Origin of the sequence: Herbaspirillum sp. Sphag64, from assembly GCF_014192645.1 — a bacterium.
Lineage (GTDB): Bacteria > Pseudomonadota > Gammaproteobacteria > Burkholderiales > Burkholderiaceae_D > Herbaspirillum.
This window is the reverse complement of the sequence record NZ_JACHYE010000002.1, coordinates 414,544-431,879: the sequence shown is the minus strand read 5'-3', so window position 1 is coordinate 431,879 and position 17,336 is coordinate 414,544. Positions and strand designations below refer to the sequence as shown.

The window sequence follows — 17,336 nt, the reverse complement described above, 5'->3', positions numbered from 1 at the left end:
TGAACAGAAATCAACAGTAATCAATAAAATTCAGCGAAAAAATGAATCGAATTGCATGTCAAATTTCTGCAGGGATTTTTGGGCATTTTGCATCTTTTTACGGAATTCCGGTCCACGTCGCAAGGCCAGCCCGACTGCCAGAATATCGATCACGACCAGATGCGCCAGACGGGCAGAAATCGGCGTGTAGGGGTCAATATTGAAACTCAGGTCAATCGGTACCAGCACGGTTGCCAGTTCGGCCAGCGGCGTGCCACTTGGTCCCAGCACAATGATATCAGCGCCGCCCCGGCGCGCCAGCTGTACGCTGCGCAATAGCGCGGCATTGCCACCGCGCTGGGAGATCGCTACCACTGCATCACCGGGTTTGAGCAGGGCGGCCGCAATACTGTGAATATGCGGGTCAGAGTAGGCCACGGTTGGCACGCCCGAGCGGAAGAACTTGTGTTGCGCATCGTTGGCGACGATACCCGAGGTACCTTGACCATAGAACTCGATCTTGCTGGCGCGTGCCAGTACATCCAGCGCCAGTTGAATCGCATCCGGATTGAGATGGTTACGTAAGTCCAGCAAGGTATTGATTGAGCGGCTGCAGATCTTGTTGACCAGATCCACCGCCAGATCATCCTGACCCAGTGATTCGTTGGCACCGGGCAAAGCCAGCGCCAGACTCTGCGCCAGCTTCAGCTTAAAGTCGTGCCAGCCTTCGTAACCGATGGCGCGACAAAAGCGGATCACGGTCGGCTCCGAGACTTCGGCGTTCTTGGCCAGCGCGGTCAGATTTTCTGACAGCGCCAGTTGCGGATTGGCCAGGATGGCAGCAGCAACCTTCTTCTCCGACTTCGAGAGCGAGTTGATGTGCGTGCGAATGGAGTCGAGCAGCATGGTGATAGCTTATACCTCCGGCAGCGCTTCTTCGCGCCATTGCAAACCGTCTCTGCCAATCAGGGCGCTGGCCGCCGCCGGGCCCCAGGTACCGGCACTGTAAGGAATGGGATCGGTTTCTTCGCGGTCCCAGTATTCCAGGATCGGCTCTACCCATTCCCAGGCAGCTTCAAGCTCATCACTGCGCATGAACAGCGTCAGCTGACCGCGCAATACATCAAGCAGCAGACGCTCGTAGGCTTCCATGCGCGGAGTCTTGAATTTTTCGCGGAAATCCAGTTCCAGTTCAACCGGTTTCAGGCGCATCCCATCACCGGGTGTCTTGGCCATCAGGTTCATATGCAAGCCTTCATCCGGCTGCAGACGAATCACCAGGCAATTCGGGGTATCGCTGGTATTTTGCGTAAAAATGGAATGCGGCACACTCTTGAAGCGCACTACGATTTCCGCCAACTGGTCCGCCATGCGCTTGCCGGTACGCAGATAAAACGGAACGCCAGCCCAACGCCAGGTATCGATCTCCGCCTTCAATGCGACGAAGGTTTCGGTGCGTGACTCTGGATTGGCATCGGCTTCCTTGCGGTAGCCGGGGACAGGGGTGCCGTTGACATGACCGGCGCGATATTGCCCGCGCACCACATTCATGGCCAGCGTCGTCGGCGTAAAGCGCTTGAGCGACCGCAAGACCTTGAGCTTTTCGTCCCGCACGGCATCCGCCGAGTTGGATACGGGCGGTTCCATGGCGACGATACATAACAGCTGCAACAAGTGGTTTTGCAGCATGTCGCGCAGCGCACCTGACGTGTCGTAGTAATCGAAGCGACCACCGACACCCAGTTCCTCGGCAATCGTGATCTGCACATCGGAGATCCATTCGCGACGCCACAAAGGCTCGAACAGGACATTGCCAAAACGCAGCGCCAGCAGATTTTGCACCGCTTCCTTACCGAGATAATGATCGATACGATAAATCTGCGATTCGTTGAAATAGCGGCCTACCTGAGCATTGATGTCTTTGGCGCTGGCCAGATCATGCCCGAGCGGTTTCTCCAGTACCACGCGCGAGGTAGTCGTTGCCAGACCCGATTGTGAGAGGTTGTCGCAGATCATCGAAAACAGCGTCGGTGGGGTCGCCAGATAAAACACGCGTGAGATCGCCGGGTCGTCACGCAATGCCGCCGCCAGATTCTGATAAGAGGCTGGCTCCTTGGCATTGAGCGATACATATTCCAGACGTGAGCAAAAGCGCTGCCATATGCCCGGATCCATCGTGTCGCTGCTGATGTGCGGCTTGGAATTCTGTTCGACAACGGCAATGAATTCTTCCTTGCTCTTGTTGTCACGGCCAAGGCAGATGATACGTGCGCTAGCGACCAGATCGCGGGCACGGTCGCGTGCATACAGAGCTGGCAGCAGTTTGCGCATGGCCAGATCGCCGGTACCACCAAATAAAACTAAATCAAAGTCAGAAATTGCCATAGCAGGTTTGTCTCGTTCTTTATCTGTTGAGAGAGTGATCGATAGTGTGTGGGGCCAACACGTCAGCCCAGCGCCTGTCTGGCCAGTGCGATCAGTGCATTGGTCGAGCAGTCATGGCGCGCGGGAACCGGTTTGTCCGCCAGTTCCGACTGGATGGTTTTGGCTAATACCTTGCCCAGTTCCACACCCCATTGATCGAAGCTGTTAACGCCCCAGATCGTACCCTGTACAAAGGTCTTGTGCTCGTAGAGTGCAATCAGTGCGCCGAGCGTCGCCGGTGTCAGCGACTCCAGCAGCAGCGTGTTGCTGGGGCGATTGCCGTTGAAGGTCTTGTGCGGTAGCAGGAAATTGATTTCCTCTTCCGGCAAGCCTTGCTGACGGAGATCCTCGCGCACTTCTTCGGCTTGCTTGCCGCGCATGAAGGCCTCGGACTGGGCAAAGCAATTGGCCAGCAATACGGCATGATGCCCTGGTAAATCATGGGCAGGCTTGAGCACGGCGATGAAGTCGATCGGCGTGATATCAGTCCCCTGATGTAGCAGCTGGAAGAAGGCATGCTGACCATTGGTTCCGACATCACCCCAGATGAACGGGCAGGTCGCGACATCGACGCTGCTGCCATCACGGGTGATGCGCTTGCCGTTGCTCTCCATCTCCAGTTGTTGCAGATAAGCCGGGAAATGGCGCAGACCATGGTGATAGGGTGCAATCGACAAGGATTCGCTGTTGAAGCCGTTACGGTTCCAGATGCCGATCAAGGCTTGGATCACCGGCATGTTCTGTTCCAGCGGTGCCTGCAGGAAGTGCTGATCCATTGCGTGCGCACCGGCCAGCAGTTCGCTGAAGTTGTCGAAGCCAATCGCCAGCGCAATCGACAGACCAATCGACGACCACATCGAATAACGTCCGCCCACCCAGTCCCAGAACGGGAACATGTTCTCCGGATCAATCCCGAACGCACGCACCGCCTCAGTATTGGTAGAAACCGCGACAAAATGACGCGCCAGATCTGAAGCCGTAGCATGCTGCAAGAACCAGTTACGCGCCGATTGCGCGTTCATCATGGTTTCCTGCGTGGTAAATGTCTTGGAGGCAACGATGAACAACGTTGTCTCCGGATTCACCTGCCGCAGCACCGCATGCAGATCATGGCCATCAACGTTCGACACAAAGTGCATTGTCAACCGTGCATGTGAGAAATGACTGAGCGCGGCACAGGCCATTTGCGGGCCCAGATGCGAACCACCGATACCGATGTTGACGATGTCAGTGATCTGCTTGCCAGTATGCCCGGTCCAGCGTCCGTCACGCACCCGCTCAACGAAGGCATGGATGTGATCGAGTACCGCATGGACATCGCCATTGATATCTTGTCCGGCCACCTGCAATGCCTTGCCACGCGGTGCGCGCAAGGCGGTATGGAGGACTGAGCGATGTTCGGTGAAATTGATCTTCTCGCCGCTAAACATGGCATCGCGATGCGACTCCACATACCGTTCGCGTGCCAGCTCAAACAGTAACTTGAGCGTAGTATTGTCTATGCGATTTTTGGAGTAATCGAGCAAAATGCCGGCCGCCTTCACGGTCATCTTGTCGAAGCGACTGGCATCGGCCGCAAACAGGTCACGCATATGCCAGTCCTGGACCTCGGCATGGTGCTTCAGTAATCTCTGGAACGCAGGTGTCGCTGTCAGTGCGGCGGGAGCAGTTGGTGCGGTGTGCGGCATGTTCGGCAATCTTGGCTAGTGGCTGAGAGGAGATTGGAAGATGCTTCACTATACATGATTTACTACTTATTAGGTAATTTCACTACAATATTTGCTGTGGATTTTGTAGTGATTCAGGCCCTGCTTTCTGCTGTTGATTAGCATTCTGCTGCCTTGTAAAGAAATGATGACGCGCATTACAAAATATTGTGTAGCAGGCGCGGCCTGAGGAAGCGCGCAAAAATAAGAAGTTTTATTTTAAAAATTGTAGTAAAATTACATTTATCGAAGCTATCAGGAACTCAGACATGTCTCTCAATGCGACCTTAGCCAGCGTCACCGAACGCATCGCCGAACGAAGCCGGCCTTATCGTACTGCCTATCTGACGCGACTTGATGCCGCCCGGCATCAGGGGGTGCAACGCGGCGCGCTGTCGTGTACCAACCTGGCACACGGCTTTGCCGCCTTTCCCGCCAATGACAAGCTCAAGCTGAAGCAGGATCGTGCCGCCTCGGTAGCGATTGTTTCTTCGTATAACGACATGTTGTCGGCGCATCAACCGTTTGAGCGCTTCCCTGAAATCATCAAAGAAGCGATTCGTGCCGAAGGTGCCGTCGCCCAGTTTGCCGGTGGCGTACCAGCAATGTGCGATGGCATTACGCAAGGTCAGCCGGGCATGGAGCTGTCGCTGTTCTCGCGCGATGCCATTGCCATGGGCACCGCCGTTGCGCTGTCACATAACATGTTCGATGCTGCCCTGTATCTGGGCGTGTGCGACAAGATCGTCCCAGGTCTGCTGATTGGCGCGCTGCACTTTGGTCATATCCCTGCCGTTTTCGTGCCCGCCGGTCCGATGACCAGCGGCATGACCAATAGCGAAAAGGTCAAGATTCGTCAGCTCTACGCCGAAGGCAAGATCGGTCGCGCCGAATTGCTAGAGGCTGAGGCGCAGTCCTATCACGGCGCTGGTACCTGCACTTTCTACGGCACCGCCAACAGCAATCAGATGTTAATGGAAGCCATGGGCCTGCACCTGCCCGGTGCCGCCTTCGTCACCCCGAATACCCCGATGCGCGATGCGCTGACCGCCGAAGCGGCCAAGCAGGCACTGAAGATTACTGCCCAAGGTCAGAACTACACGCCGGTTGGCCGTCTGGTGGACGAAAAGTCCATCGTTAATGCGATTGTCGCGTTGCTGGCCACGGGTGGTTCAACCAATCACACCCTGCATCTGGTCGCCATCGCCAAGGCTGCCGGTCTGGTGATCGACTGGGATGACTTCTCCCGCCTCTCGTCAGTCGTACCGCTGGTGACGCGTATCTATCCCAACGGCACCGCCGACGTCAATCATTTCCATGCCGCAGGCGGCACTGGTTTTGTACTGCGCGAACTGCTCGATGCCGGTCTCATGCATGATGACGTGCTGACCGTGCTCGGCAAGGGCTTGCGTGCGCACTGCACCGAACCGACACTGGAAGACGGCAAGCTCAGCTGGAAAGCCGCCCCCGCCAAGAGTGGCGACGACACCGTGCTGCGTCCGGCCACGCAGGCATTCTCGGCTGATGGTGGCTTGAAGTTGCTGCAAGGTAACCTGGGCCGTTCGGTCATCAAGGTCTCGGCAGTCAAGCCCGAGCACCGCATCGTCGAAGCACCCGCCATCGTGTTCCATTCGCAAGACGCTTTCATGAAAGCCTTCAAGGCCGGTGAGCTGGACCGCGATTTTGTTGCCGTGCTGACCTTCCAGGGACCACGCGCCAACGGTATGCCAGAGCTGCACTCGCTGACACCGGCACTGGGCATTCTGCAAGACAAGGGGCGTCATGTTGCGCTGGTCACCGATGGCCGTATGTCTGGTGCATCCGGCAAGGTACCGGCGGCCATCCACGTAACGCCAGAAGTACTCGCCGGTGGACCATTAGGACGCGTGCGTACCGGCGACCTGATTCGTCTGGATGCCGAAACAGGTACGCTCGAAGCGCTGGTCGATAGCGCCGTATGGGCGCAGCGTGAAGTGGAAACAGTGAATCTGGCAGGTAATCAAACCGGCATGGGACGTGAATTGTTTAGCGTCTTCCGCGCCACCGTCAGCGCAGCAGAGGAGGGCGGCACTAGCTTCGGTTTGCCTCCCGTTTTGGAAAATGAGAAAGCGACAGTATGAAAACCATCTTAGAAATCATGCGTACTTCGGCAGTCATTCCCGTGATTGCCATCGACAAGCTGGAGCATGCGGTGCCACTGGCCAAGGCCCTGGTTGCCGGCGGCATCCGGGTACTGGAAGTGACCCTGCGTACCGAACATGGCCTGCCAGCCATTCGTGCCATTGCCGAGCAGGTACCTGATGCCATCGTCGGCGTCGGCACCCTGACCAGCCCTGAAGAATTTGCCGCATCGCGTGATGCTGGCGCCGTCTTTGGCGTCTCGCCCGGCCTGACATCTGCCCTGATCGCCGCCGCCAGGTCAAGCGGTCTGCCCCTGTTGCCAGGGGTCATGACTCCTTCGGAAGTCATGGCCGCCCGTGAAGCCGGTTTCCAGCAATTGAAGCTGTTCCCGGCAGTACCAGCCGGTGGCATCGGCATGCTCAATGCGCTGGCAGGTCCGCTGGCCGATGTGACCTTCTGTCCGACAGGCGGCATTTCGCAAGAGACGGCCACACAATTCCTTGCCTGCAAGAATGTGGCATGTGTTGGCGGCTCCTGGCTGACGCCGAAAAATGCCATCGAGATCGGTGACTGGGCCAAAATCACTGCTCTGGCAAGCGCTGCCAGTGCCTTGAAGGTAAAGTAAATCTCTGGATTAGTTACTCAATGAGTTACTGAATTAATTGCCAGATAATGCAGGCGGGGAATTTGTATAACCACAAATTCCCCGCCTTGCCTTTTGCGGTCCTTTAACTGACTCACGTCTTACCCAGCCGACACGTTACAATATTCGTCCTTCTCAGCCGTCATGATGCTGCCAGGACATGGAGCAGGCGCCATGTCCGATGATGCGAACTCCGCTCAACCAAGAAAGAAAATATGACATCTCCCCAGTCCAAAGCGCCCACCAACTTCTCCCCATACCAGAAAACCGTCGTCGGTATGCTGGCCTTCCTGCAGTTCGCCGTGATTCTCGATTTCATGCTGATGTCACCGCTAGGTGCGGTCATCATGCCAGCCTTGAGCATTTCGCCAAGCCAGTTCGGTCTGGTCGTCTCGGCCTATGCCTTCAGCGCCGGTATTTCAGGCTTGCTCACAGCAGGTTTTGCCGACCGTTTTGACCGCAAGCGCCTATTACTGTTTTTCTACACCGGTTTCATTTTGGGCACGTTCTGGTGTGGCATGGCGCAAAGCTTCGAAAGCCTGCTGCTGGCGCGCGTCGTCACTGGTTTGTTTGGTGGTGTGATCGGCTCCATCGTGCTGGCTATTTCGACCGACCTGTTCCCGCCAGCCATGCGTGGCCGCGTGATGGGCTTCATCCAGACCGCGTTTGCCGCCAGTCAGGTTCTCGGTATTCCCATGGGGCTGTATCTATCGAATCACTGGGACTGGCATGTACCGTTTCTGGTGATGGCCGTCATGGGCCTTATCGGTGGTCTGATCGTGGCATGGAAGCTCAAGCCAGTTGCCGATCACCTCAAGATTGCGCAAGAACATAGCGCGTGGATGCATCTGTGGCACACCGTTACCGAACCACGCTATCTGGTTGCTTTCGCTACCACGGCGTTACTCATGACCGGTGGCTTTATGCTGATGCCGTTCAGTAGCGCCTATCTGGTCAACAATCTTGGCATTGACCTGCATCACCTGCCAACGGTCTATTTGATCACCGGCTTGTGCAGCATCTTCGTCGGTCCATTGGTTGGTCGGGCGGCAGACCGTGTGGGTAAATTCCGCGTGTTCCTGTTTGGCAGTATGCTGTCCATCATCACGGTATTGGTTTACACCCATCTGGGGCGTGTTGGTCTACCGCTGGTTGTGCTGGTTAATGTGGTGCTGTTCGTCGGTATCTTCTCGCGCATGATTCCGTTTCAGGCGATGGTGCAATCGGTACCAGTACAGACCCAGCGCGGCTCCTTCAATGCCATCAGCGCCTCAATCCAGCAACTCTCTGGTGGACTGGCATCTGTCGTTGCCGGGCATATCGTGAGCATTGGCGCTGACGGTACCCTGCATAACTTTGATGTGATTGGCTATATCGTGGTTGCTACCGGGCTGGTTGCCATGACGCTGGTGTGGCGATTAAACCGTAATCTTCAGGCGGCGGTGAAAGTGCCTTTGCCTGCCTGATTGTGTTTGCTGTTTATCTGTTTCTTCGCTGATGCTTGTTGTTCTTCGGACGACCTAGCCGGGGGTGGCCCGGCAGCCACTCACTTTTCTTGCTTCGCCAAGAAAAGTAAGCAAAAGAAGGCGACCGCAATTTACGTCGCCCCTGCGGGGTGCCCGGCACCGTGCCGCATCAATCGGGACCGATGCAAACTCGCTTCGCTCAGACAAGCATCGATCTTCTTCCGATTGCTGCAACACAGTACCGGCGACTCCACATGCGGGATTCCCAAACTGCTCGCTTCGCATCGCGCTGACGAATGCACGCAAATTCAGACTTGGCATTCACGCTAAAAAACACAGCGAAAAATCTCACAATAAATACCGTCGCACACCGCCCTACCAAGGCAATGCGAAGCGAGCCGGTAAAAAGAATTCCGCATGTGGAGTCGCCGCTGATGCGCTGCGGCAATCGGAAAAAGAGAAGCGCTTGTCTGAGCGAAGCGAGTTGTGCGCTTCTCCCGATTGACGTGGTGCAGCGGCGGGAACCCCGCAGGGGCGATGGAAGTTGCGGTCGCCTTCTTTTGCTTACTTTTCTTGGCGAAGCAAGAAAAGTGAGTGGCTGCCGGGCCACCCCCGGCTAGGTCGTCCGAAGAACAACAAGCATCAGCAAGGACTGCAAGGACGAATGAGCAAACAACTTGACGCTCTCACTTCGCCGGTCTATTCTGCCAACGTCCCTGATAAAGAAGGGACCTGGTTTAGCGACCTGATATGCAAAAAAGCGCACAGACCGCGCAATGCGGTTTTTTTACGTGCGTCCGTTGTCGCACGTCCTCTATGGGCGGCGGTGACGGGGAAGCCTTCGGGCTTGCCGGTTTTCCTTTTTTGCACCGGTTCGCTAACCCTGTCATTTGCCGCCCACCCCGTTTAGCGACGGGAGGTAGCTTTAACATGCAAAAAGGAGGCTTACATGCCTAGTACCACCACGTCTGATAAAAGCACCATCCCACCTCACCACGAAGATTTCCGCTGGATTCACGGCCCCGGCCGCGAGGAGAAATTCGCTGACTTCATTGAACTCACCCGCGACATCACCGCAGGCATTACCTCCTGCATGCACATCATTTACGCCCGTGATTTAGCCAATGAAATGAATCAGGACAACGATCCTGAACAAGAGGTCGCGCCATCGATTGGAAAATCCGATAGCGCCAACTTGTTTCGCCTGTCGCTAGCAGCAGCGACCTTGCTACGTAATGTGTCTGAGGAACACATTGCGCGCTTGAACAAGTTTTGGGATGAATAATGAAGCACAGGAGAAGCTCGGGCATCTGTATCCCGGCCAACTCCATGCATCATAAAAAAGCCCCTTCGACGCCAAGATCAGAAGGGGCTTTGAAGTTACATGCTGGCCGGTTGCTCGCCCGGCAGCGCAGGCTCTTGAGGTTTATTTTGCAGCTTGTGTTTTTTCGCAGCATTCATGGTCACGATCAGAATGCCTGCTGAAATCAGCAACAGGCCACCGCCCAGCGGCACCGTCAGATGTTCCCCCATGAAGGCAACCGACATCAACAGTCCGATCACAGGCACGCCCAGCATTGCAGTCGACATGCTGGTGCTGGAGAGCCACATGCTGGCCGCATTGACGGCGCAAAAGCAGAATGCGGTAGCAATCGGGCCAACGAAAAGCAGAATCTCGAGGAACGAGCGTGAGCTATCACCGGTGTAAGGACCTTCGACAAATCGTGCCATCAGCGCCAGAGGAATACTGGCCAGCAGCATCTGCCACGGCGCCAGTTCGTAGGCAGTGCAGACACCTTTATGATGGCGCAGATGCAGAATGCACATGGCCCAGATGAAGGAGCCGGTCAGCAGCATCAGGTTGGCCGCGACCAAAGTATGATCGCCCCAGTTGAAAGTGAGCGGGTTGAACAGCACCATGACGCCGACTGCCCCAATGAGGGAGCCGATCAACTGACGGCGCGACAGCGATTCGCGGAAGAACAGGACGGCGACCGGTGTTACCCATAGCGGCGTGGTGTAAGCCAGCACGGCAGAGCGGCCGGCCGGTACCTTGGTCATGGCAATGCTGCCCAGTACCGTGAAGGTCATCATCTGCAGCAAGCCGACGCTGATGACCAGCGACCAGTCCTTGCGCGGAGGGAAGCGTAGCTTTCCGGTCACGCTTTGCAGAGCGAACAGGCAGATGGCACCCAGTGAAAAGCGCATTGTGGAGAACCAGATCGGGGTGATGTGGGACAGTCCCAGCTTCATGACAGGCCAGTTTGCGCCCCAGATCATGATGGCCCCGATCAGCAGAAACATGCTCTTCAATTTCGCGCTGTCATCATTCAGGCGCAAGCTATTTGCTGCGCTGCTCAGGGATTTACTATCGGCACCCACAATCATTTCTCCATAGATAAAACTGGCGGGAATTTTATCTTCAGATCCCGGGATAAAAATCCTCATTATTGGATAATATTGGGCATAATAAGGGTAAATTATCTTTATTATTTCGATTAATAGTGTAATTTATCCTATGAAAAAACTTGATCGCACCGATGTTGCTATTTTGAATGCGCTGCAGGACAACGCACGCATTACCAATGCCGAGCTGGCGCGCTCGGTCAACCTGTCTGCCACACCCTGTTTCAATCGGGTCAAGCTGATGGAGGAGCTGGGTGTCATCAGTCGCCAGGTCACACTGCTGGAGCCATCGGTATTGGGATTGCATGTGAATGTGTTCATTCACGTCACGCTGGAGAAGCAAGGCGAAGATGCGCTGAAGATCTTTGAAAGTGCGATCGATGGCCGGCCTGAGGTCATGGAGTGCTATTTGATGACGGGTGATCCTGATTATTTGCTGCGGGTGCTGGTGCCGGATATGCGTGCATTGGAGCGATTTATCCTCAATCACTTGACCAAGATTCCGGGCGTTGCCAATATCCGCTCCAGCTTTGCGCTCAAGCAGGTCCGTTACAAGACGGCATTACCGTTGCCGGCAGAGGGTGTGCTGGTCGATACCGATAGCTAGTCTCTGATACCAGCGCATTGCGGATACTCGAAAAAAACACGGCGTCAGATGTTGCATCTGACGCCGTGTTTCATTGTGCTGACCTGATCCGCAATTACATGCAGGGATCAGAAGGTTTCCCATTCATCGTTGTTGCTTTTGCTGGTCAGTGCAGGAGCTTGCTTCTTTGGTGTGCTGGTAGTGGCGATTGCCTTGCTGACCTTGACCGGTGCAGGCAGTGCATCGGCACGCGTGGTGCTGGCAAGTGCAGGGGCGTTGTGTTGCTCAATGATCTGGATCTCGCTGAGCTTGAAGACACTGACCAGGCTATTGAGGCTATGCGCCTGGTCACGCAATGCCTGGGCAGCAGCGGTAGCCTGTTCCACCAGCGCCGCATTTTGCTGCGTGGTTTGATCCATGTGCGCAACAGCACGATTGATTTCATCGATACCGGCACTTTGCTCTGAGCTGGCGGCGGAAATTTCGGCAACAACATCGCTCACGCGGCGAATGCTGGCAACCACTTCGGTCATGGTGTTACCCGCGTTTTCAACCAGCTTGGAGCCTTCGCCAACGGTTGAGACCGAGTTGTCGATGAGTCCTTTGATTTCCTTGGCGGCGGCTGCCGAGCGTTGTGCCAGGCTGCGTACTTCGGACGCCACGACCGCAAAGCCGCGACCCTGTTCGCCGGCGCGGGCAGCCTCGACGGCGGCATTGAGTGCCAGGATGTTGGTCTGGAAGGCAATACCGTCAATGACGCTGATGATGTCGGCAATCTGACGCGAGGATTCATTGATTGAGGACATCGTTGACACCACCTGATCGACCACGTTGCCGCCGGCAATCGCCACTTCCGAGGCGGACACTGCCAGCTGGCTTGCCTGGCGCGCATTGTCGGCGTTCTTTTTGACGGTGGAGGTCAGTTGCTCCAGTGCGGATGCGGTTTCTTCCAGCGAACCGGCTTGTTCTTCCGTGCGGGTATGTAGGTCGTGATTACCGGCAGCGATCTGGCTGGAGGCGGTGGCAATTGTGTCGGTGCCGCCGCGCACCTGTCCCACGATTTTTTGCAGGCTGTGGTTCATGGCTTGCAGCGAGTGCATCAGTTCGCCGGTTTCGTCAGCGCTGCGGATTTCAATTTTGCTGGTCAGGTCGCCTGAGGCTACCTGTTTGGCAATCCCCACGGCGACATTAAGCGGTTTGGCAATGGCGCGTGAGATGAACAATGCCATTGCAAGACCTACGGCTAAGGTTCCCAGTACCAGGGCAATAATCCAGACGCGGGCACTGCTGTAAGTGGCATCGGCTTGACGTTGGGAGGCGTCACCGCCGTTGAGGTTGATCTTGCTGAGTTTGTCGAGGTTGTCCAGCAGACTGAAGTAGGTATTGCCAACCGGGCTGATAAACAGTGCCTTGGCTTCATCGATCTTTTGTGCCTGGGCAGCGGCAATCACCTTCTCGTGCAGGTCGAGTACCGTCGTCAACTGTTGTTTTACTTCGGGGTAGAGCGCTTTTTCTTCCGGCTCGCTGATGAGCCCTTCATAGGTCTTGATTTCCTTGTTCAGTCCATTGACCAGAGACGGCATACGTTGCGAAAAGCTGCGCATGAATTCTGGATTGTCACCGTACAGAATCATCTGGGCATCGGCACTGCGAATACGGGCTACCAGCAGCTTGATTTGTCCCAGACTCTGAATCGTGGGGAGCCAGTTGGTGGCAAGCTCATTGGAGGCGCTGCTGACGTTGCCAAGTTGGGCAATTGCGAAAATTCCGGTAACACTGCTAAGCATCAATACGCAAGCGAACGATAACAGGAGCTTTTTTGCAATCTTCAGATCAAAAAACCATTTCATGACGAGCTCTTCAGTGTGGGGGTGGGGTAAGAAAAAACACTACTGCAAGTAGGGTTGTCGAAGGTTGTTGATTTTGAAACAAATAGAAACATCATTGCAAGTATTATTGTGCTTCTTATCATTGTTTAACTCGCGTTTGACGTATTTCTGCTGCGCGACGCATTGATCTGCCTCATTTCACCTTGTTGCATGAAAATATTGATGTATATCAATATGTTAGATTTTTATTTGTATTGCTTTTGCGCAAAGAAGTTGTGTCGTTTTAAAAAACTACTCGCCATGATTTGGCGTGGGTCAATAAAGCATTACGCATAATTGCTACAACGCACGACATTGCTTATTTCCACTGTGAAGGAAATCCGCTATAAGGAATGAAACCCTCACAGGAGTCTGTTATATGTCCAGCTTGCTGCCGCTCGGGTATCAGATCAACCAACTTGCCAAGCGGTTAGCGCGGCATTTTTCTGCAGGGTTTGAGGCTGATTACCAGCAACGGATTACTGTCGGTACAGAAGTGACGCCGGTGCTGCGCAGTGGCGAAGCGATGCTCAATCTGAATTTCGATGTCATCGATCAGTTCGCCAGCCAGACTGGTGCAGGTGCGACGATTTTCGTTAAACGCAATCAGGACTTTGTCCGTATCTCCACGTCAGTCAAAAAGGAAAACGGCGAGCGTGCCATTGGTACCTTGCTGGATCACTCGCATGCCGGTTACGGCGAATTGCTGGCCGGACGAACTTATATCGGTTTTGCCCAGCTGTTTGGGCGGCAATATATGACCCGTTACGATCCGCTACGCAACCGCCAGGGGCAGGTCATCGGTGTGTTGTATGTCGGTATCGATGTCAGTCATCGCTTTCAGTTTGGTGTTGGTGGCCGGATTGCCACCATCGGCCTGTTGCTCTCCGCTGCGGTTCTTGGTTCGTATGTCTGGGTATGTCAGCGCGTACTGGACACCGCGATGGATTCTCTAGGGCGAACTGCTTCGCCAGGCATGCTCAGTGTTATTACCGATGCTTCTGCCGCACAACTGCGCTATGGATTGATTGGTATGGCGGGGATGGTGCTGGTGATGGCCGTGTTGTTCTGGATGCTCCGTAGCATCATTACCGCACCGCTGGTAGATGCCACTGCCGCCGCACAGCAGTTGGCCAAGGGGGACCTGACTACCATGCTGCACGTGGGCCGGCGTGATGAGCTGGGGCAGTTGATGCAGGCTATCAATGGTATTGCGCAGGGCTTGGCAAGTATTGTCGGATCGGTACGTGGCAGTTCTGAGCGCATTGATACGGCGGCCAAGGATATTGCTGCCGGCAATCAGGATCTGTCTGCACGCGCCGAAGCGCAGGCTGGTGAGCTGGAGCAGGTTCGGGCCAGCATGGAGCGCTTTGGCAATGGCATTCTTGCTAACGCCGAACATACCCAGCGCGCCGGTGCGCTAGTCAACGATGCGGCGGTACAGGCGACCGATGGTGGTCAGATCGTCAATGCCGTGGTGGATACGATGGGGGCCATCCGCAGCAGTTCGCACAAGGTGACCGATATCATCGGTTTGATTGACAGCATTGCGTTTCAGACCAATATTCTTGCCCTTAATGCGGCGGTCGAAGCGGCCCGTGCCGGCGAGCAGGGGCGCGGGTTTGCCGTAGTTGCCTCAGAGGTGCGGCAACTGGCGCAGCGTAGCGCTGCCGCGGCCCAGGAAATCAAAACGCTCATTGGCGAGTCGGTATCCAATGTGGACAGTGGCAGCGAGCTGGTCAGTCGTGCCGGTAACGCCATGCACAACATCGAAACGGCGATTGGCAACGTCGCAGCGATCATGCGCGATATTGCCGCCGCAGGTGTCGTACAGCGCGACGAGATGGGTGAGGTGACGCGGGCAGTATCCGACATCGATCAGATGACCCAGCAAAACGCGGCTTTGGTCGAGCAGGCTGCTGCAGCCACCGAGAGTCTGCGACGAGAGTCAGCCCAACTGGTCGATAACGTGCGGGTCTTCAAACTGGCGCAGCGGCGTTGAGACTGTTGCTACCAATCTTTGCCTGTCATTGCCATAACGGGTGAAGGGACTCAGGAATCAGGCATGTGCATGGCACAAGCACCTGTGATAGTCGATAATGGAACCTTTGTCCCAAAAGAGGTAAGTTGTGGCCGTCACCATCAAGACTCCCAAACAAATAGCAATGATGCGCGTGGCTGGCACGCTGGCGGCAGAGGTGCTGGAAATGATCAGCGAATACGTCGTTCCCGGTGTCAGTACCGAAGAACTCGACCGACGCTGCCATGACTATATCCGCAAGGTGCAGAAGGCCACACCGGCCAATGTCGGTTATCACGGGTTCCCCAAGACTCTGTGCACTTCTGTCAATGGTGTGGTCTGTCATGGTATTCCCAGCAGCACGGAAATTCTGAAAGAAGGCGATATCGTCAACATTGACGTTACTGTGATCAAGGATGGCTGGCATGGTGATACCAGCCGCATGTACTTTGCCGGTACGCCCTCCGAGTCGGCGGCAAGACTGGTACAGACGACGCTTGATGCCATGCTGGCCGGAATCGCCGAGGTCCGTCCCGGCGCCCGTCTGGGGGATGTGGGTTATGCCATTCAGCACCTGGCTGAAGCGGCTGGCTATTCCGTAGTGCGCGAATATTGCGGCCATGGCATCGGCAAGATCTATCATGAAGAACCGCAGGTATTGCACTATGGTCAACGTCACACTGGTCTGCTGCTACGCGAGGGTATGACGTTTACGATTGAGCCCATGATCAACGCTGGTGCGCGTGGTGTGGAGCTGCAGCCCGACGGCTGGACCGTACTTACCCGTGATGGTTCGTTGTCGGCACAGTGGGAGCATATGGTTGCAGTGACCGCTGATGGCGTCGAAATCCTGACGCCTTGGCCAGCGGCTCAGTGAGCAGGTAACGGTTTGTGCCAGCGGGCAGGCAGGTCCTGATTTTTTTATTGTTTTATCCTTGCTGGAAAGTGTTCATGAATACATCGAAGTCCTTGCCCTTATGGTCCATTTTGTCGCCATTGGCAGGCTGGTTGCTGATTGTTGCCAGTAAATTTAATCCGGGAAGCTGGTTCCTGCTGCTGTTGGTGGTGGCGCTGATGGCGAGCGTGCTGGCGGCCGTCTATCACGCTGAGGTGGTGGCGCATAAGGTCGGCGAGCCGTTTGGCACGCTGGTATTGGCGCTGGCGGTTACGTTGATTGAAGTGGCGCTGATCGTCTCGCTCATGCTCAGCGGCGGTGAGGCCACCAACGGTCTGGCGCGTGACACCGTGTTTGCGGCAATCATGATTATCCTCAACGGCATTGTCGGCATCTGTTTACTGGTTGGCGCCAGCCGCCATCGAGAACAAAGCTTCGGACTCAACGGCGTCTCTGCATCGATGGCTACACTGGCAGCCATCTCGGTATTGACGCTGGTCCTGCCGAACTACACGCTGAGTTTGGAGGGGCCGTACTACAGTGCGCCGCAACTGGCCTTTATCGCGATTATCTCGATCGTCCTTTACGGTACTTTTGTGTTGGTACAAACCGTGCGTCATCGTGACTATTTCCTGCCAGAAGAAGCCGTTGACAATGAGGAAGTCCACGCCAAACCACCCTCAGACAAGGTCGCAGCAGGCAGTGCCGTGCTGCTACTGGCCTGTCTGGGTGCGGTGGTGTTCCTGGCAAAGTCACTGGCGCCAGCGCTGGAGGTCGGTCTGGCGCGGCTCGGTGCGCCTGATACGGTCGTCGGGATCGTGATTGCCGCCATTGTGCTGATGCCTGAAGGCCTCGCTGCGGTGCGCGCCGCGCGTGCCAATCGTCTGCAAACCAGCCTGAATCTGGCACTCGGTTCGGCACTGGCGAGTATTGGCCTGACCATTCCGGCAGTCGCAGTGGTGTCGCTCATTACGGGTTGGACCATCTCGCTGGGGCTGGATGTGAAATCGACGGTGTTGCTGATGCTGTCCTTTTTTGTGGCCTCGTTTTCTCTCAGTACCGGTCGTACCACGGTCATGCAGGGCATGGTGCATGTGGTCATCTTTGCCGTTTATCTGTTCATCACTGTTGTTCCCTGAACGCGGCTGCGCCCTGGTTGTCACTGCTTGGTCATAATCCCTCGCTAAGCTGCAGCCATCAGCGATGATGGCTGCATTGCCTA

13 protein-coding genes are annotated in these 17,336 nt (G+C 55.6%); 8 read left to right on the top strand and 5 right to left on the bottom strand.

Annotation, left to right across the window (positions count from 1 at the left end):
- Nucleotides 1-30 precede the first annotated feature (30 nt).
- The 3 genes from FHW66_RS06880 to pgi all read right to left on the bottom strand — a co-directional run bounded on the left by FHW66_RS06880 (nucleotide 31) and on the right by pgi (nucleotide 4,091).
- The gene (locus tag FHW66_RS06880; protein WP_183379018.1) at nucleotides 31-885 is read right to left on the bottom strand and encodes an SIS domain-containing protein; all 855 of its coding nucleotides are present in this window, start codon (nucleotides 883-885) and stop codon (nucleotides 31-33) included.
- A gap of 9 nt (nucleotides 886-894) precedes the next feature.
- On the bottom strand, nucleotides 895-2,364 hold the full coding sequence (zwf, locus tag FHW66_RS06875; protein ID WP_183379017.1) for a glucose-6-phosphate dehydrogenase: 1,470 nt from the start codon (nucleotides 2,362-2,364) through the stop codon (nucleotides 895-897).
- 62 nt (nucleotides 2,365-2,426) lie between these two features.
- On the bottom strand, nucleotides 2,427-4,091 hold the full coding sequence (pgi, locus tag FHW66_RS06870; protein ID WP_183379016.1) for a glucose-6-phosphate isomerase: 1,665 nt from the start codon (nucleotides 4,089-4,091) through the stop codon (nucleotides 2,427-2,429).
- Nucleotides 4,092-4,378: 287 nt separating this feature from the next.
- Between pgi and edd the strand changes: the two genes are divergently transcribed.
- The 4 genes from edd (at nucleotide 4,379) to FHW66_RS06850 (ending at nucleotide 9,624) form a co-directional block, all read left to right on the top strand.
- Nucleotides 4,379-6,229 carry a phosphogluconate dehydratase gene (gene edd / locus FHW66_RS06865; protein ID WP_183379015.1) on the top strand — a complete coding sequence of 617 codons (1,851 nt, stop codon included), beginning with the start codon at nucleotides 4,379-4,381 and terminating at the stop codon, nucleotides 6,227-6,229.
- Nucleotides 6,226-6,855, top strand: coding sequence for a bifunctional 4-hydroxy-2-oxoglutarate aldolase/2-dehydro-3-deoxy-phosphogluconate aldolase (gene eda, locus FHW66_RS06860; RefSeq protein WP_183379014.1), 630 nt, complete (start codon nucleotides 6,226-6,228; stop codon nucleotides 6,853-6,855). Before edd ends, eda begins: the two co-directional genes overlap by 4 nt.
- 233 nt (nucleotides 6,856-7,088) lie before the next feature.
- A complete protein-coding gene (locus tag FHW66_RS06855; protein WP_183379013.1) occupies nucleotides 7,089-8,339 on the top strand; it encodes an MFS transporter in 1,251 nt (416 codons plus the stop codon).
- Nucleotides 8,340-9,288: 949 nt separating this feature from the next.
- Complete coding sequence (locus tag FHW66_RS06850; protein ID WP_183379012.1) at nucleotides 9,289-9,624, top strand: hypothetical protein; 336 nt, start codon at nucleotides 9,289-9,291, stop codon at nucleotides 9,622-9,624.
- A gap of 95 nt (nucleotides 9,625-9,719) precedes the next feature.
- Here FHW66_RS06850 and FHW66_RS06845 read toward each other — a convergent pair whose 3' ends face one another.
- Nucleotides 9,720-10,643 (bottom strand): DMT family transporter, encoded by a 924-nt coding sequence (locus FHW66_RS06845; protein ID WP_255458848.1) that lies wholly within the window; start codon nucleotides 10,641-10,643, stop codon nucleotides 9,720-9,722.
- A 214-nt stretch (nucleotides 10,644-10,857) separates the two neighbouring features.
- Here FHW66_RS06845 and FHW66_RS06840 point away from each other — a divergent pair, with 214 nt between their 5' ends.
- Nucleotides 10,858-11,352, top strand: a complete 495-nt coding sequence (locus FHW66_RS06840; protein WP_183379011.1) for an Lrp/AsnC family transcriptional regulator — start codon at nucleotides 10,858-10,860, stop codon at nucleotides 11,350-11,352.
- A gap of 107 nt (nucleotides 11,353-11,459) precedes the next feature.
- Here FHW66_RS06840 and FHW66_RS06835 read toward each other — a convergent pair whose 3' ends face one another.
- Entirely contained in the window at nucleotides 11,460-13,181 is a 1,722-nt protein-coding gene (locus FHW66_RS06835) for a methyl-accepting chemotaxis protein (RefSeq protein WP_183379010.1), read from the bottom strand.
- Between the two features lie 397 nt (nucleotides 13,182-13,578).
- Between FHW66_RS06835 and FHW66_RS06830 the strand changes: the two genes are divergently transcribed.
- The 3 genes from FHW66_RS06830 to FHW66_RS06820 all read left to right on the top strand — a co-directional run bounded on the left by FHW66_RS06830 (nucleotide 13,579) and on the right by FHW66_RS06820 (nucleotide 17,253).
- Nucleotides 13,579-15,201, top strand: coding sequence for a Cache 3/Cache 2 fusion domain-containing protein (locus tag FHW66_RS06830; protein ID WP_183379009.1), 1,623 nt, complete (start codon nucleotides 13,579-13,581; stop codon nucleotides 15,199-15,201).
- 127 nt (nucleotides 15,202-15,328) lie between these two features.
- The gene (gene map / locus FHW66_RS06825; RefSeq protein WP_183379008.1) at nucleotides 15,329-16,096 is read left to right on the top strand and encodes a type I methionyl aminopeptidase; all 768 of its coding nucleotides are present in this window, start codon (nucleotides 15,329-15,331) and stop codon (nucleotides 16,094-16,096) included.
- A gap of 74 nt (nucleotides 16,097-16,170) precedes the next feature.
- The gene (locus FHW66_RS06820) at nucleotides 16,171-17,253 is read left to right on the top strand and encodes a calcium:proton antiporter (RefSeq protein WP_183379007.1); all 1,083 of its coding nucleotides are present in this window, start codon (nucleotides 16,171-16,173) and stop codon (nucleotides 17,251-17,253) included.
- Nucleotides 17,254-17,336 lie beyond the last annotated feature (83 nt).